Annotated in this window: 17 protein-coding genes and 2 pseudogenes; 3 read left to right on the forward strand and 16 right to left on the reverse strand. The window is 69.1% G+C overall.

Features of this window, described 5'->3' with window-relative positions:
* Positions 1-101: 101 nt before the first annotated feature.
* Positions 102-1,571, reverse strand: a complete 1,470-nt coding sequence (locus ABZ919_RS33210; protein WP_361255179.1) for an AAA family ATPase — start codon at positions 1,569-1,571, stop codon at positions 102-104.
* A 185-nt stretch (positions 1,572-1,756) separates the two neighbouring features.
* Between ABZ919_RS33210 and ABZ919_RS33215 the strand changes: the two are divergent.
* Positions 1,757-2,089, forward strand: a pseudogene (locus ABZ919_RS33215) (XRE family transcriptional regulator); the annotation flags it as partial.
* A 483-nt stretch (positions 2,090-2,572) separates the two neighbouring features.
* Here ABZ919_RS33215 and ABZ919_RS33220 read toward each other — a convergent pair.
* A complete protein-coding gene (locus tag ABZ919_RS33220) occupies positions 2,573-3,055 on the reverse strand; it encodes a hypothetical protein (RefSeq protein ID WP_361255182.1) in 483 nt (160 codons plus the stop codon).
* An 86-nt stretch (positions 3,056-3,141) separates the two neighbouring features.
* On the opposite strand from ABZ919_RS33220, the gene ABZ919_RS33225 reads away from it, so the two are divergent.
* Positions 3,142-4,020, forward strand: a complete 879-nt coding sequence (locus tag ABZ919_RS33225) for a hypothetical protein (protein WP_361255185.1) — start codon at positions 3,142-3,144, stop codon at positions 4,018-4,020.
* Positions 4,021-4,091: 71 nt separating this feature from the next.
* Here ABZ919_RS33225 and ABZ919_RS33230 read toward each other — a convergent pair whose 3' ends face one another.
* From ABZ919_RS33230 to ABZ919_RS33255, 6 genes and pseudogenes are all read right to left on the reverse strand, one after another.
* A complete protein-coding gene (locus tag ABZ919_RS33230) occupies positions 4,092-4,922 on the reverse strand; it encodes a hypothetical protein (RefSeq protein WP_361255188.1) in 831 nt (276 codons plus the stop codon).
* Positions 4,919-8,986 (reverse strand): AAA domain-containing protein, encoded by a 4,068-nt coding sequence (locus ABZ919_RS33235; RefSeq protein ID WP_361255191.1) that lies wholly within the window; start codon positions 8,984-8,986, stop codon positions 4,919-4,921. Before ABZ919_RS33235 ends, ABZ919_RS33230 begins: the two co-directional genes overlap by 4 nt.
* Before the next feature lie 580 nt (positions 8,987-9,566).
* Positions 9,567-11,036 carry a UvrD-helicase domain-containing protein gene (locus ABZ919_RS33240; protein WP_361255194.1) on the reverse strand — a complete coding sequence of 490 codons (1,470 nt, stop codon included), beginning with the start codon at positions 11,034-11,036 and terminating at the stop codon, positions 9,567-9,569.
* Positions 11,033-11,513 (reverse strand): annotated as a pseudogene (locus ABZ919_RS33245) (hypothetical protein). The gene ABZ919_RS33240 and the pseudogene ABZ919_RS33245 overlap by 4 nt, the downstream one beginning before the upstream one ends.
* Positions 11,510-12,385 carry a DUF6083 domain-containing protein gene (locus ABZ919_RS33250; RefSeq protein ID WP_361255197.1) on the reverse strand — a complete coding sequence of 292 codons (876 nt, stop codon included), beginning with the start codon at positions 12,383-12,385 and terminating at the stop codon, positions 11,510-11,512. Before ABZ919_RS33250 ends, ABZ919_RS33245 begins: the two are co-directional and overlap by 4 nt.
* A 176-nt stretch (positions 12,386-12,561) precedes the next feature.
* Entirely contained in the window at positions 12,562-12,825 is a 264-nt protein-coding gene (locus ABZ919_RS33255; protein WP_361255200.1) for a helix-turn-helix transcriptional regulator, read from the reverse strand.
* Between the two features lie 174 nt (positions 12,826-12,999).
* On the opposite strand from ABZ919_RS33255, the gene ABZ919_RS33260 reads away from it, so the two are divergent.
* Positions 13,000-14,016, forward strand: coding sequence for a hypothetical protein (locus ABZ919_RS33260; RefSeq protein WP_361255203.1), 1,017 nt, complete (start codon positions 13,000-13,002; stop codon positions 14,014-14,016).
* Between the two features lie 442 nt (positions 14,017-14,458).
* Here the strand turns inward: ABZ919_RS33260 and ABZ919_RS33265 are convergent, their stop codons facing one another.
* From ABZ919_RS33265 to ABZ919_RS33300, 8 genes are all read right to left on the reverse strand, one after another.
* Positions 14,459-15,235 (reverse strand): ATP-binding protein, encoded by a 777-nt coding sequence (locus ABZ919_RS33265; RefSeq protein WP_361255206.1) that lies wholly within the window; start codon positions 15,233-15,235, stop codon positions 14,459-14,461.
* Positions 15,219-16,862 (reverse strand): Mu transposase C-terminal domain-containing protein, encoded by a 1,644-nt coding sequence (locus ABZ919_RS33270; RefSeq protein ID WP_361255209.1) that lies wholly within the window; start codon positions 16,860-16,862, stop codon positions 15,219-15,221. Before ABZ919_RS33270 ends, ABZ919_RS33265 begins: the two co-directional genes overlap by 17 nt.
* Positions 16,863-16,912: 50 nt before the next feature.
* Positions 16,913-17,584 (reverse strand): type I-E CRISPR-associated protein Cas6/Cse3/CasE, encoded by a 672-nt coding sequence (cas6e, locus tag ABZ919_RS33275; protein ID WP_361255211.1) that lies wholly within the window; start codon positions 17,582-17,584, stop codon positions 16,913-16,915.
* Complete coding sequence (gene cas5e, locus ABZ919_RS33280; protein WP_361255213.1) at positions 17,581-18,372, reverse strand: type I-E CRISPR-associated protein Cas5/CasD; 792 nt, start codon at positions 18,370-18,372, stop codon at positions 17,581-17,583. Before cas5e ends, cas6e begins: the two co-directional genes overlap by 4 nt.
* On the reverse strand, positions 18,369-19,571 hold the full coding sequence (gene cas7e, locus ABZ919_RS33285; protein ID WP_361255215.1) for a type I-E CRISPR-associated protein Cas7/Cse4/CasC: 1,203 nt from the start codon (positions 19,569-19,571) through the stop codon (positions 18,369-18,371). Before cas7e ends, cas5e begins: the two co-directional genes overlap by 4 nt.
* Positions 19,571-20,179, reverse strand: coding sequence for a type I-E CRISPR-associated protein Cse2/CasB (gene casB / locus ABZ919_RS33290; protein WP_361255218.1), 609 nt, complete (start codon positions 20,177-20,179; stop codon positions 19,571-19,573). The genes cas7e and casB overlap by 1 nt, the downstream gene beginning before the upstream one ends.
* The gene (gene casA, locus ABZ919_RS33295; protein WP_361255220.1) at positions 20,166-21,755 is read right to left on the reverse strand and encodes a type I-E CRISPR-associated protein Cse1/CasA; all 1,590 of its coding nucleotides are present in this window, start codon (positions 21,753-21,755) and stop codon (positions 20,166-20,168) included. The genes casB and casA overlap by 14 nt, the downstream gene beginning before the upstream one ends.
* Positions 21,756-22,350: 595 nt before the next feature.
* On the reverse strand, positions 22,351-25,311 hold the full coding sequence (locus ABZ919_RS33300; RefSeq protein WP_361255223.1) for a CRISPR-associated endonuclease Cas3'': 2,961 nt from the start codon (positions 25,309-25,311) through the stop codon (positions 22,351-22,353).
* Positions 25,312-26,909: the final 1,598 nt, after the last annotated feature.

The following is a 26,909-nucleotide window of genomic DNA, read 5'->3' on the forward strand; positions in this document are numbered from 1 at the left end:
CGTCTACCCTAGGCGGCCTGACAATCCGCTGCCGCCATGATTCCGACGAAGATCACCAGTACGATCGTCAGGGAGGACGTAGCAGCCACTGCGCGCTTGGGCTACCGGCGGTCGCCGACCTGGGCGCGTACAAAGTCGATCAGAGAAGAGAATTCCGCAGGATCGTGCGCCTGCACGTAGGCGCGGCACGCGTCGCTGGCGACTGCCGTCTCTTCCAGCATCAGTCGGTCCGCGAGGGCCTTGGCGTAGTCGTGATGGTCGGCGACACCGGCGAGGGCTTCGGAGACATCCACGTTGAAAGGCTCATTCGCGAAATACTCCTTGACCGCAGGGTGGCGGAAGACTTCTTTCTCCGGCGGCAGGCTGCCGGGCAGGGTCATGACGCCGCCGGTTCCGTCATGGGGCATGTCCCCGTCGCTCAGACCCACTGCACGCCGTTTCGCGTCTGTCAGCAGCTGGACCGCAGCGGGGATCTCCTGGCCGCCGCCGATCTGCAGGAAGCTGCAGCCTGACAGCAGATCCGGGTCCGCTAGCCGGAAGATCCAGCTGGTCAGGCAGCGTGCGAAGGCGTCCTCCACGCAGATCGTGATGCCGTCGGGGGTGCGGCCTTCCTTCTGCAGGTGCGAGTCGATCTGGTACGTGCTCAGACCGTGCGTGGCCGTCACGTCGCCTGAAGCTGTGCGTCGTAGGTAGACGACTGATTCCCGGCCCAACTGTCCCAGGGTTGCGGAGCTGTGGGTAGTCAGGATGATCTGGTGGCCACGCCGGAGAGCGACGTCGACGAGATATTGAGCGAGCCTCACCTGAGCATCGCCGTGCAGCGATGTCTCCGGCTCCTCCAAGAGGATCAGGCTCCTGGGCGGCGCCGTCTCCAGGGTGTTGACCATGTAGACGACGCGGCCTTCCCCAAAACCCATGTGGTTTTCGGAGTAGGTCCGCCCGCTCCGGCTCGCCATAGCGAGTTTAGAGGACTTAGTGGTGGTGCTGACATCGGCGAATCCCAGTTGCTCGTAGGGCAGTCCAAGGATGCGTGCCATGTGTGCGGCAGCCTGCGCATCCAGTTGTCGGGTCTCCCCCAGCACCAGTGTGCGGGCCCCGTAAACGGAGAGATCACGCCGCTCGACTTTGGGGATGAACTGGGTGAAGCCCAGGTAGTACGTTGCGCGGTCAGGCTGGCGTTTGTAGCCCGACCATTCCTTGGTAGCCCGCTTTACGGTCAACTGCTGCGGTGCTGCGGATCCTTCAGTCGCATACGAGTAATGGGCCTCGGCATCGGCGGTGAACGGCTCCGGGTCTGCAACGGACACGGGAAAGAAGTGAGCGACGTAGTAGCGCGACCAGGTGTGGCCGGCTGGCTGGCGGAACGCGCACGCAGCGAGCTGGGCGAGAGTGCTCTTCCCCGTGCCGTTCAACCCGGAAAGGGCGGTGATCGGGGAATTGAACGACAGCGTGAGGTCCGGAACCCCCCGAAAGCCCCGGACCCTCATCGACAGCAGCATCGCCCCGAAGTTCACATAGCACGCATTTGTGAACTTCTTTCCCAGCTTGCGCACGCGATCGTCATGACTCATTCACACATCATCCCAGGTCCGGTGTCCTCCTCCTTCGGTAGGCCGGTCTCTGCGTGTGCCAGGACCCGGGGCCGCCCTCACAGGCAACGAAGCGGGCGCGGTGCGTGAGCGGCTGCTACCCGCACGCCGAGGGTGCAGCGTTCTCAAGACCGCCAACCTCGCCCGCTACATCAAGACCGGCGAGGGTGCGCACGCGCTGGCAGCCGCAGATCCGAGCCAAGGCGAAAGAGGCCGCAGCCACCACGACCGGCATCATGATCGATGTCCAGGCCCGGTTCGGCTACACCGCCGCCCCCGGCAGCACCGACCAGGCCCGCGTGCGCCACCTCACCCTCGCCCTGCCGCCCCACCACGCCGCCCGCCTCCTTCAAGCCCAGGAAGCCGGTGTCGATGAGGACGACCTCCGGCAGATCGCCGCCGAGGCCCTGGGCGAGGTGCACTTCCGCGACAACGGTCGCCGCGCCCACGGCCTCGAAGTGGAACTCAACGACCTCGTCGACCTCCAGTTCGAGCTGTAACCGGCCGGGAAGGCAGGGTCCTCGTCGTCCAGGCTGTCTTTCGTCAGTTCGCTCCACTGCTGCTCGCGGGCCAGTCACGCGTCCTTGTCCTGCCAGGCCACGCGGAGTTTGGGCCGGCGGCACCCACTCCTGCCAGCCTTCCGCTTCCTCCGCGACGAAGCGCACTTTGACCCGCACCGGGCGTTGCGTGCCCATCTTCAGGACCTCGACTTCTGCGGCGGGTCCGTGGCGTGGCGCCACCCGGTGCGCCCACCGCTCCCCCACGCCCACAGGCCCTCTTCTCCTGGCCAACGCCTTGCCACTATCCTGCTCCTGATCACACGGCATGAGGGTGAGCTCCATCAGACCTGCGCCCCCGTAGCGGCGGAAGAAGAGCCAAGTCGAACGTGTTCCCGCCCGTTGGCCAAGGGTCTTTGATGCCGGCGCGGACTTCGGGCCCGGATGCTCGATTCCAGGAAGAGCGCTCTGTGGGGCCCGTCGGGGTCAGGCAGCGCGCTCGTAGGTGGTGCCGGTCCCGAAGACGTCGTCGAAGGGTAAGGCCCGCTGGCTACTGACCAGGTGGTAGGCGCCGTTGGTGGGGTGGAGGGTGTGGAAGCTGTTGTAGAGGACTTCCGCGGGTGTCAGGACATGGAGGTCGCCCAGGACGTAGTACAGCGGCACTGGCGCGTGCACGCCCATGAATTGCAGGCCTGCCGGGGCGCAGTTGTGGGAGATGGCGTAGTTGCGGGAGGTGGTGCTGGGCATGCGCGATTTGGCGTCTATGGTGACGAGTTCGCTGCCGCGGGCTGCGATGAGGTCGGGGAAGTAGCGCAATGCCGAGGGTGTGTGGCGCAGGGCTTGCTGGATGGGTGCCGGGTAGGTGCCCTGTCCGCAGGGGTGGACGGTCCAGCCGCGTGCTTCGAGTGCGTTTTTGACGGTGTGTTCGTTCTGGTCTCCGATGGTCTTTCGTGCCAGCCAGTCGGTCACTGCTGTGCCTCCTCGTCCGCAGCTCTCTTAGCGTGGTACGAAGTGCCACTGTTTTGTATTACCACCGTAGCGGCTATGATGCCGCCATGACGGAGTACGTTGACCCACGTTTTCGTCCCACGCTGTGGCCCGGATCCGCCATTCCGGTCCCACCCCTGACGCGGCGCATCAAGGACGTGCGCGTCAAGGACGACTGGATCCTGTGGACCCCGGCCCCCTTCGACGACCGCCCGGCCGTGGAACTGCCCGAGGACTTCTATCTGCGCGAGCTGATGGAGCTGCGGGCCGACGACCTCGAGGGGGCAGCCCGGATGATGGCAGCCTACGGACCCCTCTTCGGCGCCGACCGGGACGATCTGTCCTTCGACAACGAGGAGGTGTACTACAAGGTGCAGGACATCCCCGAAGCCGACAGCGAGCAGCAGCCCTACCCATTCGGTGTACACCGCGATCTGGTGGCCATCTACGTGCGGACCGCGCAGGACGCGATCACGACATGGCTGGCCTGCCAGCGTGAGGGCGGCCTCGAAGAACTCGTCCGACCGCACGTCACCGAGGAGACGCTGAGCGACCTGCGATCACAGACCCAGCACCGCGAGCAGCCCTGGCCGCAGTCGCTCGAGGAGCTGCAGGAGGTCCTCATCGACGCCGAACTCGCCTCGCTGGAGGAGGTGTTGAACCGGGCTCTGGGGCGTTTCAGTATCGGCATCGGTGATCTCTCCGACCGTTACCCCACTGTCTACTCGGTGGCGTTCCTGCAGCTGTACAACCACCTCGTGGAAGGTGCCACCGTCCACCACTGTGCCAACGAAAGATGCGGCCGCGCCTTCGTCCGTCAGCGCGGCCGCGCCGCATACCGGCAGCACCGCACCACCGGAGTGAAGTACTGCTCCCGCGAATGCGCCCGCGCCCAGGCGCAACGCGAACTGCGTCGGCGCCGCAAGCAAGAGGCCGGCAATCCCTGAGCGGGCTCGCCAGGCCGCCGCATTCGCCTGGTCGCTCGACGCATAGCGGTGCACACGACGCAGCCGAAGCGCTAGCGACTGGTCTCGAGGTCGTTGAGGACGGCGAGGACCGGGCCCCAGCACATGCCGACGGTGTCGCGGTCGGGTGTGACGCCTCGTTCTTGTTGTTGGCGCAGGTGGACGAAGTTTCGGTAGTCACGGACGATCTTCATGAAGTCGTGGGCGTCCATCTGGATCCAGCCGCGGGACCGGGCGGTGTCGAGCAGCAGGGAGAAGCTGGTCCGTTCGGGAGGCACGAGCTTGCCGTTGGGCAGGACGAAGCCTTGCAGCAGGGTGGGGTCGCGGTGGGTGAGGACGTCCAGGAGCAGCGCTTCGACGAAGCTGCCGATGCCGATGAGGGTGAGGCCGTAGGCGCCGTGCTGTTCGCAGATCTGGGTTTCGGTGACGCGTTCCATGAGTTGCTGGAGGAAGGCTTCGCTGCTGACGAGGGGGCGTATGCGGGCTTCGAGGTCGTCGGGGATGGTGAAGACGGTGGTGTGGCCGTCGGTGCCGGGCTGGCCCAGGACGGGGCGTCCGGAGACGTAGGTGACGGTGAGCTGTTCGGGGGCGAGGTGGGTGTTGAGTGTCTGGCGGACGAGGTCGGCGGAGGCGAGGCCGTCGTCGTATTCGAGTGGGTCGCAGATGCGGCACAGCAGCCGGCTGACGGCGGCCACATCGTCGGTGCTGGTGAGGATGTCGGTGAGCCAGGGGATGCGGGGTGAGCCGTCGTACTCGGCAGGGCTTGGCCATCCGGCGCGTTGGAGGAGTTGGGTGAGCTGGTAGCCGCGGCGTTCGAAGGGGCCGTCGATGTCGACGATGAGGCGGGCGACGCGTTCGAGGGTGAGGGGGTCGAGGGGTTTCACTGTGGGGTCTCCCTGTCTGCCGTGTGCTGGGCCTGTTCGAGGGCGCGGGTGAGGCGTTCGACGATGACGCGGCCGCGTTTTTTGAAGCCCAGTTCGGTGATGGCCTGGTTGATGCGGGTGTCGCGGTCGAGTTGGAATCCGTCGCTCAGCAGCCAGGACGCCAGGGCCAGCAGGTCGGCGTCGGAGTAGTCGCCGATGCGGTCCGCGGCGGGCAGGGCGGGGCGGGGGCGGCGGGCGGCTGCTGCCGGAGGCGGGGGTGCTGCCGGGGCGGGCGTGGGGGCGGGATCGGCGGGGGTTTCGTCGGCTTGTTGTACGGCGTCACGCCAGGTGGCAAGGAGGCGGTCGATTTCGGTGTTGGGGTTGGTGAACCAGTCGGCGGCCCAAATGCGGTGGAAGCGCCAGCCGAGTCGTTCCAGGTGTGCCTGGCGCAGGCGGTCGCGGTCTCGGGCGCTGGGGGCACTGTGGTAGCGCTCGCCGTCGGTTTCGACGGCGAGGATCATCTGGCCGGGGCGTTCGGGGTGGCCGAGGGCGAAGTCGATGCGGTAGCCGGACACGCCCCACTGCGGTGTGACGGGGACGTTGGCGGCTTCGAGGGTGGCGAGGACCTGTTGTTCGAAGCCGTTGAGGTTCCAGTCGGTGCGTGCGGTTCCGGTGCGCTGGAGGTCTCCTCCGTGGGAGCAGTACTCGAGGAAGGCGCGCAGCAGTTCGGGGCCGCGGTTGCGGGTGTTTTTGAGTTTGCCGGGGTCGAAGTCGTGGTGGGTGAAGGAAGTGACGACGGTCATCGACTGGCGGGCGCGGGTGATGGCGACGTTCAGGCGGCGCTCTCCGCCGTCGTTGTTGAGCGGGCCGAAGGACAGGGAGAGCCGGCCGTTGGCGGCTTTGCCGTAGCCGATGCTGAGGATGATGGCGTCGCGTTCGTCGCCCTGGACCTGTTCGAGGTTCTTGGTGAAGAAGCGGCGCCGGGGTCCGGTGTCGGGGCTGAAGAACTCCTGGAGTTCGGGGTGGTCTTGGAGGGCGTGGCGCAGGGCGAGGTTGATGCGGTCGGCGTGGCGTTGGCCCATGGTGATGACGCCGAGGCTGAGATGGGGGGTGTGGGTGGCGTGGTCGAGGGCCAGTTCGACGACTCGTTCGACTTCCTCGGGGACGGAGCCGCTCTGGCCGGGCTGGGCGTGACCGTCGACGGTCTCGAGGCGGATGGGGCTGGTGAGGGTGGTGCCGGGGAAGGTGACGAGCCGGTCGTCGTAGATGGTGTGGTTGGAGAAGGCGATCAGGCGTTCGTCGCGGCTGCGGTAGTGCCATTTCAGGGTGTGGACGTGGGGCAGGCGGCTGCAGAGCATGTCCAGCAGTGACTCGTAGGCGGCTGGTGGCGCAGAGTCGTCGAGGTCGTCGTCGGTGTCCTCTTGTGTGCCGCTGAGGACTCGCTGGAAGAAGGTGGTGGGCGGGAGTTGGTGGGGGTCTCCGGCGACGATGACCTGCTGGGCGCGCATGATGGAGGTCATCGCGTCGTGCGGCAGGACCTGGCTGGCCTCGTCGAAGATGACGACGTCGAACAGGCGGGTGGCGGGCAGGACACGGCTGACGACGAGGGGCGACATGGCCCAGCACGGCTTGGCGGCCAGCAGCACGTCAGGGGCTTTCTCGACGAGTCTGCGCAGCGAGAGGTGCCGGGACTTGCGGCGGGCTTGGGTGCGCACCAGGGTGTTCTGGTCGGGGTGGGCGTCGCGGACCTTGCGGAGCCGGACGGCGACCTCGTAGCGGACCCGGCCGGGGTTGCTGTCGCGGTGGATGAGGTCGTTGCGGCGGAACTGCTCGACAACGTGGTCGTGTTCGAGGCGAGTGAAGGAGCGCAGGTAGGCGGAGCGCATGTGTGCCTCCTCCAGCACCGATGACCACCACAGGTAGTCGAAGGTGGCCACCGCTGTGTCGGGGTCGGCGTCCTTGTGTGCCAGCTCGTCGAGGAGGCCGCCGAGCCCGGCCGCTCCGAGGCGGTCGGTGAGCTGGTTGAGTTCGGGCATGCGCAGCAGGGTGTCGCGGTCGCCGTCGAGGCGCTGAATGGTTTTGTCTACGTCGTCGGCAGGAGCGGTCTGCCAGCCGTCCCAGCGCACGCACAGGGCTATCGCGGCCAGACGGCTCTGCAGATCCGTGAACGCGGTCAGGGCGCGAGTGAGTCCGGGGACAGTCCAGGGGGTCGCATTGCCGGTCACAGACAGCGTCTGCCAGCGAGTGTGCTGGTCGGCCGCCTGGAGGAGGGCGGCGTGCAGCGCGGGGCGTTCGCGCAGACCGTCCTTGGTCAGGCCACGCGCTTTTTTGATCAGTTTCCGGCGGTTCCACCAGCTGATGTCCTGATCGTGCTCCTTGCGCCATGCGCGGCTCGCGGTGGCGGCGATGAGATCGTCCAGGCCGGGGGCGAAGACGGCTGCTTCGAAGCGGGCCAGTGTCGCGGTGACGTCCTGCAGCAGGGTGAGTAGGACCTGCCATCCCTGGAGGTCATCGGCCGGGCGCAGGCCTGCGGTGTCCACCAGGCGGGCAAGGGTGCGGCGGGTGTCGCTCAGTGCTGTGCCGGTGAGCTGGTCGAGGCCGGCCACCACGGCGCGCAGTTCGTCCTCGGTGCGGGCCTGGGTGTGGGACCAGGGGGATTCACCGCGGCGGATGGTCAGTCCTTTCTTGGCGACGAAGGTCCGCAGATCCTGCTCGGTCCGGCGATGGTGCTCGCCGTGGAGGTGGCGCAGTGCGGAGCCGCGCAGACGCAGGCGGGTGTGGTGGGATGACGGGCAGCCCATCAGGTGGGTGATCGCCTGGTGAGGGCTCACCTGCCAGGGATCGAGCGGCTGATGGAACTCCTGTATGTGCCGGAGGGTTTCCTCGCGGTAGTGGGCCAGGCCGGTGTGCAGGTCACCCGGGCGGGGTGGGGCTTGCTGGCCGGCTCGTTCCAGGGCGTCGTGCAGTTGCTGAGCGATCTGACGGCGGCTGAGTTTGTTCCCGTGGAGGTCGAAGACCAAGCCATCCAGGTCCACGGTGGCGAGGCTGTCGGTGACGGCTTCGATCGCGGCGCGTTTCTCGGCGACGAACAGGACGCGTTTACCCAGAGCCGAGAAGGTGGCGATCAGGTTGGCGATGGTCTGACTCTTGCCCGTTCCCGGCGGCCCTTCGATCACCAGGTGGGAGCCGGACAGAGCGGCGCTGATCGCTTTCTGCTGGGAGGCGTCCGCATCGAGAACGAGGTACTCCGACTGGGGCGGGATGTCGTCAGCGCTGGCCGGAGCACGAGTGCCGGTGTCCTCGGCCAGGGCACGGTTTGCTTCCTGGTCACCGGCCAGAGCGGCGATAACCGGGTGGCTGGCCAGCAGTTCGGTGGCGTTGCGCAGGTCCTGGACCATGGGCAGCCGATCGAAGCTGAAGACGCCCGCCACAATGCGTTCTTCCAGTTCGGCCGTCAGGTTGCTGCGTACAAGAGCGGCCTCGAGGATCCCGTATGCGAGGTGGATGCGGTCGTCGGGATCGGCGCACTCCTCCAGTGCGGTGGACACCTTGTCGGCGAGCGCTTCCATGTCGCCGTCCATGCCGTACTGACGGCTGAGCGCGTACAGCAGCACCGGGTTGATCTCCGCCTCGCCGACTACCTCAAGGACGAAGTCGTTCTCGGACGCGGTGCGCGGCTGGATGGCCAGAGGCTGCAGAAGCAGCGGGGCGCGCAGCGCCGACACAGGGGTACTCCCGCGCGTGGGCGGCGGTTCGACGCGCAACAGGCCAAGAGCCAGACGCCCGGCCTCGATGCCCTGTTCCTCATCGAGCTCCACCATCCTGCGACGCAGGCTCCGTGCCCGGGTGCAGGCAGCACTATGGTCGGTGGTATCGGGAAACAGGCTGTTCAGGCGGGTTTTGCGGCCGGCCAGGAGCGAGGTCAGCGCCTGCGGATGAGCGTCGGTGACATCCATCGACGCGGTCTTGGTGTCCTTTAAGTGGAGCAGCGTGTTGTAGGGCCCGAAGTCGACCAGAGCATCGGCCCACCGTTGTGCCTCAGCGGCCACTTTCTCCTGACGAGCGTGCCGCGCTATGCCATGCACGTGTCACTCCTTGGCTGGTGCGTGCGCCGAACCCGGCCCACCGCGCACCGGAGCCCGCCCCTGCAGGCGAACAGGTCAACGTATGAAGCCCAAGGCACCTTCAGGCAGGGGGCGTTGGAGCGCGAATAGGGTGTGAAAGAAGCGTATACGGCGCACCAGGGGCGCCCGGAAGACCGAGCTCCGTTCCCTCGCCGCCCGCCGTCGGCCGATCCGTGGCCGGCAAGAGGACTTCCACCAAGGCCGTCGCGGGACCAACGGCACCGGGCCCGGTCCAGCCTCTGCCGGACATGGCGACGGACCCGGTGCAGCCGCGCGGATGGCTCGATGCGAAGCGGCACAGCGATCGTCAACGGCTACGCCGGACCGGTCCGGCTCCAACCCCGCTCCACTCGGGCGGAGGATCGGGCGCCTGGTCCTGGACGGGAGACTGAGACGGGCCAACATCTGGTTACCCCGCAAGCGTGTCACCCTCGTCGCGCGCTCCCGCCACAGCTTCCAACTCCCCGCTGACGACGGTCTTCGGACGATCTTGAGCTGGACTCGCATCACTCATACGGCCACGCTCTTCCTGGAGGGCCGTTCAGGCGAGTGGGGTGCCGTCGAGGTAGTGGTTGATCCATGACAGACCGCCCAGGTCGAGACGCTGGCGTGTGCGAGTGACCGCTACATAGGCCAGGCGGGCTTCGGCATCGTCGATGGGGTCGGGGGGCCTCGTGGTGCTTGTCTGTTCGTCGGTCGTGCCGTCGTCGGATCGGGCGAAGTCATCTGCGATGAGCACGCGGGGCCATTCGCGTCCTTTCGCCTTGTGGGCGGTGGAAACGGTGACCTGGGCGTGCTGTTCGGGTGCGAGGTGGGCGAGGGCGGTGAGGATGGCGTCGGGGCCGTGGGTGTCGATGAGGTTGACCAGGGGCTGCAGGTCGCGGCCGGCCGGGTCGTGGGCGGCGTAGTCCTGCAGGTCGCCCCAGCAGGAGAAGAGGATCAGTTCGGGGTGGTGGACGTGGCGGCCTTCTTTCAGGTCGCGGGCCGCGAGGGCCAGGGCCTGCAGGCTGTCGCCTCCGCCGGCGAGGGCGACCTGGTGTCCGGCGTTCATGAGGGTCATGACGTGGGCCATGGCGCCCATGTTGGTGCGGCACAGCACGGCGTCCGGCCGGCTGACGGGACCGAGTTCGGTGGGCACGGCGGGAGTGCCGGTCAGGCGGATGGGAGCGTCGGCCAGGCGTAGCCAGCGGTTGGCCTCCGCGGCGAGGTCGGGGCCGAAGCGGAAGGACTGGGACAGGGTCAGGTGGGTGCCGTCGAAGCCGGTCATGATGTCCTTGGCGCCGCGCCACTGGTAGATGGCCTGGGCGGAGTCACCGACCATGACCAGTTGGGCGTGGTCGCGCTGATTGAGGAAGATCTGTTCGACGACGGGGTTGGTGTCCTGGGCTTCGTCCAGGAGCAGGAAGTCGGCGTCGATGCGGGGGCGGGTGAGGGCCCAGATCTTCAGGTAGTGGTCGTGCTCGAAGCGGACAGCCCCGTCATCCGGGTGCTGCAGGTCGGTCCAGGCTTTGCGGGCGAACGGCACGATGTGGGCGGCGAGTTCGGCGTGGAGGTCGGGATCTTCCAGGCCGCGCAGTGGGGGCACGTGGTGGGGGGTGACGGCCTCGTCGGCGGTGTGGCAGAAGCGGGCGACGGTACGCAGAGTGGCGTTGGACAGGGCCCTCTGCGTCACCTCGCGCTCGCCGAGGTGCAGGTGCTTGGTGATGCCGAGGGCCTGGCCGGTCTGCCAGGCCGGGCGGCGAGGCGCGTTCAGGCGGCGGGTGTAGCGGTGGCCGACGGCTGCGTAGGCGAGTGCGTGGGCGGTTTTGCACTGGACGGTGGTCGGGAAGCGGGTGCGGGCGTCCTGGGCGACGGCCCGGTTGTAGGCGAGGTAGCGGCCGCGGCGTGTGGTGGCGTGGGCGAGAAGGGCGAGGGTGGTGGTCTTGCCGGTGCCCGCGCCGGCCTGCAGGGCCAGGTGGTCGCCGGTGTGGAAGGCGTCGGCGGCGGCGGTCTGTTCGTCAGTCGGGTTCATGCGGGGGCTGCTCCGGAGATGCGGGCAAGGGCGTGGCCGACGGCTGCCAGCAGGTGTGCGGGTGTGGTGCCGGCGAGGAGGTGCTGCACGGCGTGGTTGAGCCGGTCGGCCTCATGACTGGCGTGCTGGGCCAGCGCGCGGTGCAGGGCCAACTTCACGAAGTGTTCGGGGCTCTGCCCTGCTTCATGAGCGGCCTGGCGGATCGTGGCATGGACGGCGGGGGGGGAAGCCGAGGTTGAGCAGGACCTGTCCGCTCGCGTCCGGGTAGTGGGTGGTGATCACGTCCGCGGGAAGCCGTGTGGCCAGGTGCTTGCGTAGCCGGTGTGCGGCACGGCCGGGGGTTTTGGCGTGTACGAGAGTCATGAGGCGGCTGCTGTCGTGGTTGGCTGCGAGCGGCCAGTCGTGGCTGGCACGACGCAGCTCGGCCGTTGTCAGGGGCCGTGTCAGCACGATTTCCAGGGCGTGGTGCGCCGTCACCGGCCCCCCAGCCCGCGTGCCGGGGTGTGCGGCAGGCGGGTGCGGATATGCGCCGCGTGCAGAAGGGGGTCGAAGACCTGCCAGTCGGCAAGGGCGAGATCCGGGGCGGTTCCGGTGGCGTGGGCGGGGCAGTGCTGGGCGCGCCAGCGCAGTTGGTCGGTGTAGGGCAGGTGGCTGAGGTCGTAGACGGCCATCGTGGTGTCGGGGAGGCTGAGTTGGCCGTGGTGGGGGCCGGTGGGCAGGAGTCTCCAGCGGCCTGCCAGGTGGCCGGGAGCGAGGACGGGGTGGGTGCAGCGACGTCGTTCGCGGGTCTGGGCGACGCAGCGGATGTCTTCGAGGGGACTGTGGCCGAGGTAGCTGACGAGGAGGATCCGGACGATGGGGAGGGTGGGCTGTCCGGCCTCGCCAGCTGTCTCAGCAGCCGCGGCCTGGGAGGGAGGTTGGGGTTGGGGGGTGAAGGCGCCGGCGTCGATGAGACGGCGGGAGTGGACAGCGAGGTCGCGGCGCAGAGCGCTGAGCCGGGTGTGTCCGGTGTGGGAGCGGGGCGGCTGACTGGGGCAGAGGACAGCGTGGGGGATGCGGCACCATGCGCTGCCGTCGTCGTGGGGGTGGGCGATGCCGCCGCCGATGTGCCAGCGGGAGGACGCGGGGGTGCCGACGACGGCGACTTCCGTAGGGTGCAGGGCGATGGGGCGGTCGTCGTGGCGGGGGTACCAGTCGATGCGGTTGCCGCAGTGGCGGCAGCGGCCGCTCTGCCCAGCGCGTAGGAGCCGGCTGGGGCTGGTCGGGGTGATCTGCAGAGCGCGGCGGCGGGGGACGTGGCGGGGGCTGCCGTCCCAGTGGCGGTCTGCGGGCAGGGGGTGGGGGCGCATGGCGGTGACCGTGCCAGGTGACGCGCCGAGGGTCGGGGGCGGCTTTCGGTGATGTCACACGATCAGCCCCACCCATGAGAACGGCCGCCCGAGGCATAGATCAATCGTTCGATGCCGTCCCGCCCGGGCGGGTGATTCTTTCCGCGGCCGGTGAGCGGGGTGGCGGTGCGGCCGGGTCAGGGCTGAGGCGTGCCCGGGACGGGGTGTCCCTCGCACAGGGCGGTGAGGAAGCGTTCGATGGGGACGTCGAAGGCGTGGGCCAGTGCGTGCCAGGTGGTGATGTTCCCGGTGCTGCGGCCGTGTTCGAGGTCGATGAGGGTGCGACGGGCCAGCCCGCTGCGTTCGGCGAGTTCGTCGTAGGTCCATCCGCGTTCGCCCCGCAGCCGCACGAGTTCGACGCGCAGCGCGTTGAGGTTGGGGTCGGGCGGGATGATCGTCACCCCACCATCCGACGGTGCAGACCTCTGCCCCGTCAGTGCGGGTTTCTGCACTTTCTTCCCGGGGAGGAGCGCGCGACTCTGGTGCAGGGATCTGCACTACCGTGCGTCCGGCCGGAACGCCTGACCAAAGCGTTCCGGCCCTACGGCACGTGCAGACGGGAGGACGGTCGGCCGATGAGGCTCGGCGGTGCCGCGGTGCGGCGCATCTGGACGGTGGAACTTCACCCGCGGGCAGGCGGGCCCAACCTGGTCTGCGCCCAGTGCACCGCCCGCACGCCCGCATGCGCGGCCGCCTCCGCGCGCTCCGCCGCCCTGGCCCATCTGGCCTGCCACGCACGCGCCGACGCACTGCCCGGGCACCTGCGCACCTGCCAATGCCGGGCCCAGGGCTGCCACTGGCATCCACGCCACCGCGGCTGTGCCGGCCCTGTTCTGCTCGCCCTCACCCAGGGGCGCGGCGGCCGCGCCTGGCGGCTGGCCGACGCCTGTGCGGCCTGCGCGGCCGCGACCAGCCACACTGCCGTCGTCCCCGACACTCAGCTCGGCAGTCCCCACTCCCCCGCCGCGCCGGTGCCCGCACGTGGCCCGCGCCGGCTCGGGGCCGAGGAACGCCTGCGAGTGCGGGAGACGCTCACCTACCTCGCCGCCGCTCTGCCTCAGTTCACCTCCCCCGCCGCCCGCCTCCTCGCCGTCCAGTGCGCGCTGCGCGCCGATACCCGCGGTCGCACCCGCCTGCCTGCGGGCCTGCTGCGTGGCATGCGTCTGCGCGGGCGCAGGGAAGTCTGGGAGGAACTCGCCCAGGGAGCCTGGCTCAAGTGCCCCAACCTCAGGGCTGCGCCAGTGGAGGTAGAACTGCTCGACGCCACCGTTCTGGACCAGATCCCCGGCAGGCGGGCGCGCTGCCGCGCCGCCCAGTGGGCGCTTCGGCCTGCGCCATTGCATCTGCCCAGAGCTTCACCGCCTGCGCTGAGGCTGATCGCTCTGATTCTCGCCACGCACATCACCGGCCCTGCCCCACGCGCCGTCGACATGGAGGTGCTCACCCGCCTCAGCGGCCACTCTCGGCAGCAGATCGCCGAGTTGCTCGACCGACTGGTCGCTCTACGGGTGCTGACGGCATGGCGTCAGCACCGGGACACCGAGGATGTTCTGTGTGAGTACTCGTCTGCAGCGGGACGATCCCTCCCATGAGCGAGCCGCCGTAGGAGTCGTGCAGCAGCCGGCGCGTGGTGAAGTCCCCTTGGTCCAGGACCCACCGGCCAGATCGTGTGGCACCCATTTCCCACGCCCCCAACTCCCGTCGCATGCTGCCGCTGTCACGTTAATTGCCACCTGTGACAGCCCGAGGGGCGGACAGGCGGCCGCGCTGTCACCGGGGCAGTCTGACGTGAGGCGGCGGTATGTCGGACGGGGTGCTCGGGTCTGATCTGGCCAGCGTCGCTCTGCTCCCGCTGCCGGCGTCATGGTGCCGCATGTGAGCCATCGTCCTGGCACCGGTGAATGCAGCAGTGCTGCCTCCGGCGCCTGGTCGTGTCTGCGACAGGGCGGCCGTCCGCAGGGGCGACTGAGCCTCGAAGGCCGGGCGGAATGCACTTCGTTGCCCGGCCGGGGCGCGCTCGGGCGGCCTGCACGGTCAGCTGCGGATGCTGCTGTCGAGAAAGCTGAGGATCATACGCACGGTGTCGCGGCTGAACCAGGCGGTTGTGGGGTGCTGCTCGAGGATGTCCTGGATGTGGAAGGTGACCTTGGCCCAGTTGCGGAAGTTGCCGTGGCAGGCGGCGTCGTTGATCCACATCAGGTCGTCGGAGGCGACGTTCTGCCACAGGGCGTGGTACGAAGGCATCAGGGCCACGACTTCCTCGGGGGTGAGCGGCTGGTACTGCTGGTAGATCGGGATGCGGGAGAAGAGGCCGGAGCAGCTGCGGATGCGCTGGAGGCAGTTGTCTCCGCCAGCGAGGATGATGGTCAGCTGGGTGCGCTTGTTCTCCCAGAGGGTCTGCAGGTACTCCAGGGATTTCTTGGTCAGGCCCTGGGCTTCGTCGCAGACCAGGACGCGGGGCTGCTCGGCGAAGACCTGCAGGAGGAGTTGGTCGAGTTCGTCGCCTTTGGGTGGCTCGCCGGGCAGCGCGAGTGCGCGGAAGAGGGCCTTGCGCAGGGTTACGAGCGGGGCTCCCCTGTGGCATTCGAGCCAGAGGGTGTTGTCGGGGGCGAGGTCTCGCAGGCTGGTGTTGAGGGCGAAGGTCTTGCCGAGCCCGACGTCGCCGTGGATGCAGAACAGGGCTTGGGCCTTGATGATGGTGGTGAGGTGACGTTGGGTCACAAGTGAGGCGGTTGTCGGCAGGTTGGTGGCTCCAGCCAGACCGAGGTAGTGGTCGTTGGCTGGGGCGGTGGTGTCAATTGTGTGGTTCATCGGTGGGCTCCTCGGGCGGGCTGGACAGGGGTGCGGGGTTCCAGGAGGCAGTGGGGTCGGGCAGTGGCGGGAGCAGGGGGGCAGTGGAGCCGGGGCGGCTTTCGGTGGGGTTTTGGGTGTTGTTCCAGGTGGTGGTGGGGTCGGGCAGCGGGATGAGGTCGGGGCGTGCTTCGCTGGCGAGTTCGTCCTGACGGTGGCCGTCGAGGAGTGCGGCCGCCTGCTCCTGGGTCATGTCGCTGACCGGGCGGGGGGTGGTGGGGACGGTGTCGGCCTCCAGGCGTTCCTCGCGCTGGCGGTTCGCCTTGTCCAGGGCGGTGCGCAGACGGTTGGCTTCGCGTTCGGCGGCACGCCGTACCGCACGCCGCTCTTGGGGGCTGGCCTCGTTTTGCAGGACGGCCGGGCCGAGGTAGGTACCGTCCTTGGCGTCGAAGAGTTCGACGGTGCGTTCCTGGCGGGGCATGTAGCGCAGTACGACTTTGGTGCCAGCGCGGCCCTGCATGTAGGGGGCGAGGTAGTGGCGTTTGCCCCAGTGGACGCCGTCTGAGTTGATCGTCAGGGGGGTGGGGTGGGTTTCGAGGGTGAAGAGGAGGTCTTCGGGGTCGGGGTCGTAGATGGGGGTGAGGTCCTCGCGCCACAGCTCGTAGGGGGTGCGGTTGTCGCGGGTGCGGATGCGGTGCTCGTAATTCCACTCGTGGACCCATTCGAGGAGGATGCGAATGAATGCCTCGTAGGTCAGCAGGCGTTCATCAGGGTCCTTTTTGGTGCGCCGGCTGGTTCGGGGAGCGTGGACGAAGCCGGGAAGGCCGGGGAAAAGCATTGTTTTGACGGCGCGGTTGAGGGCTTCGACGGTTCCCTTGAGCTCTGGGTGCCTGGGGGGCAAGTCGACGAGGCGGACACCGAGGATCCTGAAGGCGGTTTCGACGGTGTCGCTCAGGAAGTCTTTGCCTCTGTCGACGCGGACCAGGCCGGGGCTGCCTCCGAAGGGGCCGTGGTCGCCTCCTCGCAGGACGGCGGACCGGATGGCGAGGAGGATGTTCTCCCGGCTGGGGGTCTGTGCGGAGACGGACAGGCCGCAGATGGCGTCGCTGGCGCAGTCGATGAACCAGGTGATCCAGGGTTTGCAGCGGTTCCCGTTGACGTTGATCCAGACGCTTGCTTCGACGTGGTCGCCTTCCCAGGCCTGGTTGCGGTGTCCGATGTCGCGGGTGAAGTGGACGTCGAATTTGCGGCGTTCTCTCTCGCCGCCGCGCAGGCCGGCGAGGAAGCCGGGGGTGTAGGCGGTGGTGACGGCGCGGTGGAAGGTGGCGTAGGAGACGGGGTTGTCTCCCAGGTGGCCTCTTTTACGCAAGTTCCGGTAGGCGGCGGCGATGTTGCCGCAGAAGAGGGCGACTGCGTCGCGCATCACCTGGGTGAGGGTGAAGGAGTCGGGGCGTAGGGGGGTGTAGCGGTTGTTGTGCTGGGCGGCGTTGTCCATCCACCGGCGGACGCTGCGCGGGTGGACTCCGAAAGTCTCTGCGACGGTGGTGATGTGGTCGGTGGTGAGGCTGTTCTGCTGGGCGAGGAACATGAGCCTGCTGACGGCTGCCCGGCGCATTCTGGTGTCACGCAGCGGCTGCTCGATGGTCACGAGGTGTCCTTCCGAGGGGACGGCTCTGCCTGCATGTGGTGGCGTGGGGGTCAGGCGGGGGCGAGGCTGAGCAGGCCGGCACCGTAGGACTGGGCGCGGCCGATGCCGCGGCAGATGCTCTGGGCGAGCAGGCGTGGGTCGGTGATGTGGGCGTGCCCGTCGAACTGGATGAGCTGGTGGTGGAGTCCGGGCTGGTGGGGGGTGTGCGGGGAGCGTTCGAAGGTGCGGGGGGTGAGGCTGATGTCGGTGAGGGCGAGGCCGGACTGGTTGGCTCTGCGCTGCCACCACTGGGCGGCGTCGTGGCCGTGCAGGGCGGTGGGGGTGCCGCGGCTGTGCCGGATGCGTCCGTCGGGTCGTCGGCCGCAGGGGGTACCGGGGAGGTGGCGGACGGGAACGGCAGTGATGCGGTAGCGCACGTGCTGGCCGGCGGTGAGGGTGTGCAGGACGGGGGTGAGGTCGCGGGCTGCAAGGAGTGTTCCGTAGCGGGCGGGCAGGCCGGCCAGGTCGGGTGGCTGGGTGGTCTGGACGAGCAGGGTGGGATGGTCGTGGTCGGTGTCGAGGCGGAAGAGGAGTCCGGCGTCGCGGCGGGGGTGGGGGCTGGGGGTGCCGGGGGTCAGGCGCATGAGGGTTTTGTGGAGTTGGACGCGGTCGGCGAGGCCTCGGCGTACGGCGTGGTGGTCCGGGTTGAGCCGGATGCAGGTGAGGGTGGCAGTGGGGGTCATGGCTGCTCCGGGTGCATGTAGGCGGCGAGGGATGGCAAGGGGTTGGGGCCGGCGTACAGGGCGGCGGGCAGGGGGATGCGGGTGCGCCACACGCTGCGTGGGTGATGACGCCGTTGGCCGGGGGTGAAGTCGACGGGCTGGTCGCACAGTTCGTACTGGTCGATGGCGGTCGACGGGTCCGGTGGGGGGTCTTCGTGGATGAAGTCGACGTTGACGGTGGTGGTGTGAGGGCGGGGCGGGCGGGCGAGGCTGAGCGGGGTGCGGCGGGTGAGTTCGTCCATGGGGTCGGTGACGGCGGTGGCCAGGACGAGGGGTTCGGTGGGGACACAGGTGCGGCGGCCGAGGTAGGGGGCGTTGGCGGGGTGGCGGAGGTGGCCGGCGATGGTCTGCAGGAGGGGGGTGGGGCCGGTGACGGCGACGGTGAAGACCGCGTCGGCGAGGTAGTGGCGGTGGGAGACGAGGGTGGATTCCGCCTCGGGGCGCTGGGGGCCGCCGCTGGTGGACAGTTGCCTGTGGCGGGGGTGGCCGCCGCCGACGGTGTGGAAGTCGGTGTGGGGGGTGCCGGGCCGGTCGATGCGGATGAAGAATCCCAGGTCCTGGTAGCGGGGTTGGCCGGGCAGGTCGGTGAAGGGGGTGAGGGCGTGGTGGGGTTCGCGTCCGGCGCAGTTGGCGAACATGCCGATCAGGGCGGAGCGGGTGGGGTGGGGGGCGGTGTCGCGGTCGTGGAAGGCGGCGCTGGTGCCGAAGGCTGCCAGGGGGCCCGCGAGGCGCAGCAGCAGGGCGCTCATGCGGCAGCCGTCGCTGGCTCGCCGCCGGTGATGTTGGCGGCCGCGTTGGCGAGGGCTGCGGCGATGAGGGCGTCGAAGCTCTCGTGGCGGGTGCCGAGGTGGGCTGCGTCGCTGCTCTGGGCGGTGGCGTAGCCGTGGCCGACGAGGTCGCTGGTTCCGGTCAGCTGGTGCGTGATGCCGGCGCATGTGTCCAGGGCGTGGTAGCTGGGGGTGAGGTAGCCGCCGCGGGGGGCGGCTTGCACGGGTTGTTCGAAGGCGCTGGCGTAGTTGACGGGGCGGCCGTCGCGGACGGCGTAGGCGACCAGGTCGGGCACGGTGTGGGGGGCGGTGGAGGTCTGCTTGGCGGGGAGCACGGTCATGATGGCCGCGCGCATGAACAGGCCGACCAGGTACAGGACTTGGTCTTGGTCGCCGTCGAGTTTGCGGGTCAGGTCGGTGAGGTTGACGGTGGTGAACCGGTAGAACACTCCGCTGGTCAGGAACGTGGTGTCCATGAAGGCGCTGCCGCGGTCACCCGGGTCGAGCCAGTCGTCCACCGCGGTCACGAAATCCGGCTGCAGATCGCTCTTGTGTGTGGTGAGGGCGGGGGCGGTCTGCACGGCGCTGGGGACGTCGGCGTCCGTCAGGCCGGCGAGCATGCGGCCGAAGAGGTGGATGGTGGCGGTGGGCCGGCTCAGGCAGGCGGCCACCTTGTCGGTGGGCAGCAGGGCAGGCGGTTTGCTGCGGCCGGGCTTGGTGTCCTCGCCGTCGTCGGGCTCCTTGTTCCGGAGGCGGGCCAGGCCCTTCCCCAGGGCTGCGCGGTGTGCGGTGCACAGTTCGGCGAGGTCCTCGACGCTGGAGTCGGCGGCGACCAGGAGCATGGCGTTGGTGCGGTGGCCGTTCTTGGGGTCGGTGTCCAGTCCTTTGGCGGTGGCGGAGCGGGCGATCTGCCCGGCGGCGAAGTGGGCCAGGTCCTCGGGCCAGCCTGCCGCGCGCAGCTCCTCGGCGACACGCGGGGGCAGGTAGCGGGTGCGGGTGGCGGGTTCTTCGAGCGTGTCCTCGAGTGCCAGGCGCTGCGGGCGTCGTTGGGTCTGGGCGGGGACCATGATGCGTTTGGCGTTGCCGACGGTCATGGTCTTGGGCACGTTGTGTTGGTCCCGGTTCAGGCAGGACGGCGGCCGGTGCTCGAGGAGGTGGAGGTCGAGGTAGCGGGTGTGCATCACAGCTCCAGGAGGGTGTCGGGGACGGTCAGGTAGAAGGAGTGGCGCCAGCGGCCGGCGACGTCCAGCGGGTCGAAGTCCCACTGGGCGAGGTCTTCGAGCAGCACGGCGAAGTCGCATTCCCGGCCGAGGTGGAGCAGCCGCTGGATGGTGTGGGGCAGCCGGGTGTGCAGCAGGTCGGCAGAGAGCACGCCCATCACTTCCACTTCGCGCTGCCAGCCTGCGGCGGTGCGGGGGTGCGCGCGGGCGGCGTCGGCCAGGGTGCGGCCGAGGTTGGAGCGCAGCGCCCAGTTGTCCGGCGGTGACGGTTCAACACCTTCCGGGGGGTCGTCTGCGGCGGGGGGTGCCGGCGGGGTGGAGGGGGTTGTCTCGGTCCAGTCCGGGACGGGACGTTCCAGGGCGATGAGGGAGGCGATCGTGTAGTGGGCGCGGCGGGCGCCGAAGCCCTGGCAGGGTTTGACGAGGTAGGCGTCCATGCGCGGGCATTCGGTGGGGGGCTGGCCGCGGCCGTTCTCGAGGCGGCTGCGGATGCGCGGGGTGCGGCACAGGGTGCGGACGTGAGCGACGAAGGCGTCGTAGTGGCAGCGGCGTTCGTCACGGCTGGGCATGCGGTCCTCCCATCGGGCGGGGCGTGTCGTCGGGGGCTGTGCCGGCGCGTCGCAGGCTCTGCACGGCGCGGGCCAGGGCCGGGCCGGCCTTGGGCAGGCGGTTGAGGGCGTCGCGGGTGGTCTCGGACAGGGACGTGATGGCCGCGGCGGCGAAGACTCCGTAGGCGGGCCGTGTGTCGTCGATGAGCTGCCAGAAGGCATGCTCGGCGCGCGGCCAGTAGTCGGCGAGGGCCTGGCTGGCCCACAGAGTGGCGCCTCTTTTCTCGCCGCCTTTGCGGGGGCGGGCTGCCGGGGTGAGGCCGGCGTTCTTCCAGGCCTGGTCGGCTTCCTTGCGCAGGGCGGCGCCCAGGGTCTCGGCGGCGGCGCAGCACTCGGCGATGCGGGAAGCCTTGACGGGGTCGTTCTCCTGGGCCAGAGGCCAGATCAGCGGGGTCAGGCTGGTGTACCAGATGCGGTTGTTGACCTGGCCTTCCTGGTCGAATCCGCACACCCATACCCGCAGGGCGGCGCGGGTGTCCTCGGGAAGGCTGTTGATTGTGGTGAAGGCCTCGGGCCGGCAGCCCGGCCGGTGTTCGTCACCGGCGAGTCCCAGCGCGGGCAGTGCCCGGAACGTGGCGTAGTCGGCGTCCGCGCGGCGCGGGCTGCGCCGGCGCTCCGCGGGTGCCGCGGAGTTGATGTCGTAGACGAGGTAGGGATCGGTGGCCTCCAGCGGGGGGTGCTGGGTGGCCCAGGTCAGGTAGGCGTCGGTGACGTGCTCGCCGCTCTCGTCGGGAATCAGGAGCGCGGCGTGCCGGGAGCGTCCGGTCAGTAGCCGTCTGGGCCAGGTCACCTGGGGCGGTGTCTGCAGCGGATCGGCGGCGGGCTGTTCCCAGGGGCAGGCGTCGCTGCCGGGGGCCTGGTCGTCGCCGCGGTAGGGCACCTGGTGCAGCAGAAGGGTCTCGTACAGGGTGCGGCCGCGGGGGTGGAAGGAAACGGTAGAGCGCAGCGGGCCGGCCTGCATCTGTCCGCTGCGCACTCCTTCGACAGTGCGTGCGGTGGCTCGCCCGGAGGGCCCGTAGTAGTGGTAGGCGAGCAGGTTCCACAGGGCTTCCCTGGTAGGGACGGGCTGGGGATCGGTGTCGGTGTGACGGGGGTTGAACCAGACGAGGTTGCGGCCGGCCGCGCGGCCGTAGATGAGGGAGTTGATCCCGCTGCGTTTGGAGCACTGGACGGCCAGTGACGGGTCCTGCCACCACGGGCGTAGGGGATGGAAGAGGTCGAAGGCGTCGGGGTCGGCGTCGAAGTAGGCGTGCACCGCGTCGGTGTCGAAGCCGTCTTCGCGTCCGAGCAGTTCTGTGCGGTGCTCCAGCCAGTCCTTGAGGGGCTGGTCCGGATCGTCGAGGTCGGTGATGGAGGCGCATATCGCGGTGAGGACGCGGTAGAGGCCTGACTGGGCGGGCGGCAGAGGCAGGGCCAGGTCGTCGATGCGGTGTGCGTCCGCCAGCAGGTCGCGTAAGCCGATGTACTCGATGTGCTTGCCGCAGCGCACCGGGATGCAGGGTCTCAGGTCGATCCGGTAACTCGGCGGTGGCAACACCAACACTCCTCTTCGCTTGCTGCCGGCCCGTACGGGGCCATGGCGAGGACGCGGCGCAAGGCGTTTGGGTAGAGCGGTATGGACGGGATGCGGCGTGAGCCCGCTCGGGCGGGGTCCGTGAAGGGCGGGGTTCCGGCGGCGGGAGCAGACCGAAGCGGCCGCTGAGACGAGAGCAGGGACACATTCCGTGACGAGCGATACGCACCGTCACATGGATCAAGGAAAGCATCCGCGGTGAACTGCCGTACAGAGCCTGCGAACTAGTGTGACCAACGGCTGGCGCGCAGGCCGGGGCGCGCGTCCAGGGGTGCTGCGCGCCGCGCACACCGCCGTGCGCCGCGCCCTGCTCGCAGGGACGGAGGGCGGCTCTCCCTGACGTACCGGCGCCGCGCCCCGGCGCAGGTGGACATGCTGGTGCTGCCTGGCGAGGAGGCCGTGCGCTGGTTGAGAGAGTCCTCGCGGCCGTGGCCATGGCACGGACTGTCACTGCGGGAGCGTGAGGCATCGGCGACAGGCGCTGCCGCACACGCCGCACACCGGCGAACGGCCCTGCCCGTGGCGTCTCGGTGCAGGAACGCGCGTCAGTGTTGCCGGGTCAGGCCGTTTCGGTGTGGATCAGACCCAGTTCGTCATCGATATGCAGCTGGTGGCGGCCGAGCCGGGCCGCCTGTGGGCGGTCCGGCTCGTGCGGGAGGAGGACGAGGTCGGCCAGCAGGGGGTGCTGTTGCCAGGCTTCGGGGCCCTGGTGTTCCTGCGCGGCGGCAGCGACCCAGGCGCTGGGGACTGGCACGGAGTGCTGCAGGACGGTGCGGATCGCGGCTGGGTTCAGGTGGGGTCCCTGGGGCAGGGGAAGTTGGCCTGCTGCGTCGAGGGTGGGCGGGCGGTCGCGGTGCCGGTAGCAGGCGAGGACGCGGCCGGGCCGGTCGTGCGGGCGGGTGGCTGCCTGGGCCGCGGTCAGCTTCTGGCGGTGCAGATCGGACAGGGAGGCGACACGGTCGTGCGGGGGCACGAGGTGGGTGCTGCTGGTGTGTTCCTCGGCCCGCTCTGCCGCCAGGTGCTGCTCGTGCAGGGCAGCGAGACGGTCAGTCCAGGTGGCCGGCCGGCCGGACTGGTGGATGAGTTCGACCAGGTGCTGGGCGTGCCCGGGAAGGGTGATCTGATGGTGGCCGGGAAGGGTGAGCAGGTGGGCGGTGGCGTGCTGGAGGTAGGGGTGTTCGGTCGTGGCCCAGGCGTCGGGCAGCAGGGTGGTGCGGTCGTGGTCGACAGGGTGCACGACGGTGAGGCGGGGACCGCGGGCCCGGATCCAGGGCGGACGCGGGGTGATGCCGGGGGGCCGCTCGGTCTGCCAGGTCTGTTCGAAGCGCCACAGCCGTCCCGCGCGCTGGATGAGCCGGGCCAGTGAGGTGAAGTCGCTGACCACGAGGTCGGCATCGATATTGAGGCTGAGTTCCAGGAGGCTGGTGGTGACCACCACCAGCCGCTCGGGGCGCGGACCGGTCGGGCCGAGCCGGGTACGGACCTGTGCCAGAGCCCGTTCGAGGTAGTGGCCGGGAAACCGGGCATGCACCAGCAGCAGTTCCTGCGGCCCTGCGGGCCACTCAAGGAACCGCTGGAGGTAGCGGTAGGTGTCCTGGGCGTCGGCGACCGTGGCGCACACGATGACGGCGCATCCGCCCAGCCGTGCCACGGGAGCGACCTCTGCGGCGATGCGGGCCAGCCGCTCCCCCGTTCTGGCCCGGCGTGCCGGGACATCGAGGCGCCGGTAGTGCGCCGGCCGCAATCGGAGAGTGACGGTTCGCTGCTGGGCTGCGGCGTGCTGGGTGCGTGCGTCGGCGGGGATGAGAGCGACCTGGGCGGTGGCGGCGTCGGCGAACAGCCAGCCCGGGTAGGGCACGGTGAACTCGTCTGCGCGCGCCATCAGATCGCGTCTGCGGTGGCCGGCACCGGCCAGGTAGGCGTACACGAGTTCGCGCGCTGCCTGTCCCGGCAGGGTCGCCGACAGCACCACCACCGGGACACGCAGGCTGCCCAGCCAGTGCAGCAGGCGGGTCAGGATGCGCCGGCTGAACGCGGTGAGCGCGTGTGCCTCGTCGACGATGACGCACTTGCCCGACAGGGACAGCATCCGCAGGGCGCTGTCGCGCACCGGGAGCACGGCCATCAGGGCCTGGTCGACGGTGGCGACGGTGAACTGGGCCAGCAGCGCACGGTCCCAGCCGCGTACCCAGCCGTCCGGGAGGATCCGCCGCCAGGTACCGCTCCTCCCGCTGTTCCCGGCTGGCCGGCAGCCGTCGGCCTCGTCGTCGTCCTCGTCGGTGTGCGGGTCGTCGCCGGTGCAGGCGGGGACGTCGCCGGGGGCGAGCATCTCGTCGGTGTAGGCGGCGTTCAGCCAGCTGTGGTTGTGCACGAGCGTGAGCACGGCCGGAGTGGGACGGTGAGCACGGAGATAGCCGCACAGCGTGTCGTAGGCGGCGTCCGCGGTGGCCGTGGTGGGCAGCAGAAAGCACAGTCCCCGGGTGCCGCACGCGTCGTTGAGGATACGGGCCGCCTCCAGCGCGGTGACGGTCTTGCCCGCGCCGGTGCCGTCGGTGACCAGCAGGATCCCCGTGCCTCGTGCACCGGCCAGTTGCGGAAGACGGTCCAGGACGGAGGCCTGCAGCGGGTTCGGGGTGCGCAGACCGGGATGCGCGGCGGAGAACGGCAGTTCCGGCAGTTCGATACGTGCCAGCCGTGACTCCTCCACCACCTCGCGGGCCTTGCAGCGGGCCCAGGCGAAGTGCTCGGCCGCACCATAGGCGGGCATGTCCGCCCGCGGCGCCCACACCTTGCGCTGGCTGGCCAGCCGGTCGGCGACCATCACCAGCCCGGTCATCAGCACTGCAGCCGTGACGGAAACCTGCCTCGGCGTAGCCTCGGCGCCCGTCAGATGCCGTACCTGCGCGGCGTAGCGGGAGCGGATCTCCTGCCACAGCCGACCGCCCAGGTCGGCCTGCACCCGCCGGGCGCTGGCCGCACCGTGCACATCGAGCTGCGGGAAACGTCCATGGTGACCGCCAGCGATCTGTGCCATCCGCACGGCCGGACTGGCATCATCCGACAGCTCGTAACCCATCTCCGCGAGGATCCCGACCAGGGCATGCGCGGAAGCCCGCTCATGCCGCATCAGCCTCCAGCGGCCCGTATCAGCCCGCAGCGCATCACTGACCCGTGCCCACGCCACCGGCTCGCACGCCTGGAAACGGCTCACCTTGCCCAAGTCATGCAAGCCCGCGATGAACATCACCACACGGCGGGCCTGCACCTCGCTCATCCCCAGCCCCACCGCGGTAGCACTGCGCTGCGCCCCGGTCAGCAGCCGGTCCCACAACTCCCCCGCCATCGCGGCCGTATCGAGCATGTGGAACAACACCGGATAGATCAACCCGTGCCGGGCACAATACTTGCCCCACAAGCACAGTGACAGCGCGTTGATGCGGCTATCTTCTACGACCCCCACGCCCGCACTCCCCCGATGACTCCGCCGGAACCCAACGCGGGCCTCCCCTACCCGCCCCATCCCGGCACGTGCCAGCCCCTGCCGACAACTGCTCGCTTGAGTGAATCGTCCCCGCGGAACGCATCCCCACCCGAGATGCGGACAGACTGTCCCAGTCACTCACCGCACCGACATCACGTAACGGCAAAGCCACCACACAACTCCAGGTCAGCAAGAGTCCACTCTGCGCACGCAGAGATGCACCGTGGCCGGTGCCGGTTCTCGTGCGGTTCTGATCGTCCACTCTGCGCACGCAGAGATGCACCGGACACCGCGCCGCTGCGATAGGCAGCCTCCACGTCCACTCTGCGCACGCAGAGATGCACCGACTTGGCCGTGGGGCAGCCAAGTGGTGATCGCGTCCACTCCGCACACGCAGAGATGCATCGCTTGCCGAGGACGACCACCTGATCCGGGTCCAGTCCGCTCCGCACACGCGGAGATGCACCGCCGGGCGAGACCATCGCCATCGCGTCGGAGACGCCCACTCCGCACACGCGGAGATGCACCGATCCCTCTCGGTCCCTACACCCCTGCACAGATGTCCACTCCGCCTCCCGCAGAGATGCACCGATCGACTCGGCGAAGGAGTTCGCTCTGCACTCGCAGAGATGCACCGCTGCGGCGCCGGGCGCGTGCCGACAAGGACGAGTTCACTCCGCACATGCAGAGATGTACCGGCCCGTAAGCTGCCGCAGCTGACCGCGCTGCAGTTCACTCCCCACACGCGGAGATACGCCAGCCCAGTACGGCCCCATACGGGAGGCCCATGTCCCTTCTGTACACGCAGAGATGCACCGGACACCCGTTCCCTGACGCCAGCAGGATGTGACTCCACTACGCACCAGCGGAGATGCACCGACACCGCACACGCTCACCGTTGTCCGGGCGCCCCCGGGAGGCTGGCCGCTCACCGCGATTGCCCAGGAAGTGCAGGCGTGTCGGCGAACGCGGAGATGCACCAGTGATCGTCGACTTGTCGCTGGGCACGTGGCGGTCCAGTCTGCACAACGCGGATATGCACTGATGGTGCGGGACGACACGTGGGCGCCCCTCGGGTCCACTCTGCCAGCCTCCCCGACCGGCTCGTGATCCAACAATGATGCACCGAGGAGACAAACGGATACTGAAGGATTCATCGAAGGTCCGTACGACCGGTCATGGTGGATCGACGCGTGTAACGAAGTGCAAGCTCAGGTCGGCAAGAGTCAAGTCCGCAAGCGCGGAGAAGTGTCGATGCACCGCGCTTCGAGTGCCTAGGCCACACCAGGCACTTCAGACCCCCGACCAAAATCAAATCTCTTGCGTGATTCGCGTCAGAATGTCGTGCGCTTTTGCATGACTTGCCACGCCCTCCCTTCGCGCAATGTCAGGCCACGGAGCCAGCACACTGACCCAACAGAGCTTTCTGGTTGACATTCAGATGAGAGAGATCTCGGACGTTTCAGTGCGAGACAACAGGTAGCCGGGGATCGCCGGTGCTTCCTTGGCTGTGGCGCTGGGTCCGGGGTTCGGCCGGGTTGCTGCTCCGCAGCCGTGACCGCCTCGGCCAGCGCTGAGTCCGCATGCCACACAGAGCGGTGGCTCCTCCCAAAGCCGCTACGCCGACCGCGTGAGCA

Origin of the sequence: Streptomyces sp. NPDC046759 (assembly GCF_040645475.1) — a bacterium.
In the GTDB taxonomy this organism is placed as follows: domain Bacteria; phylum Actinomycetota; class Actinomycetes; order Streptomycetales; family Streptomycetaceae; genus Streptomyces.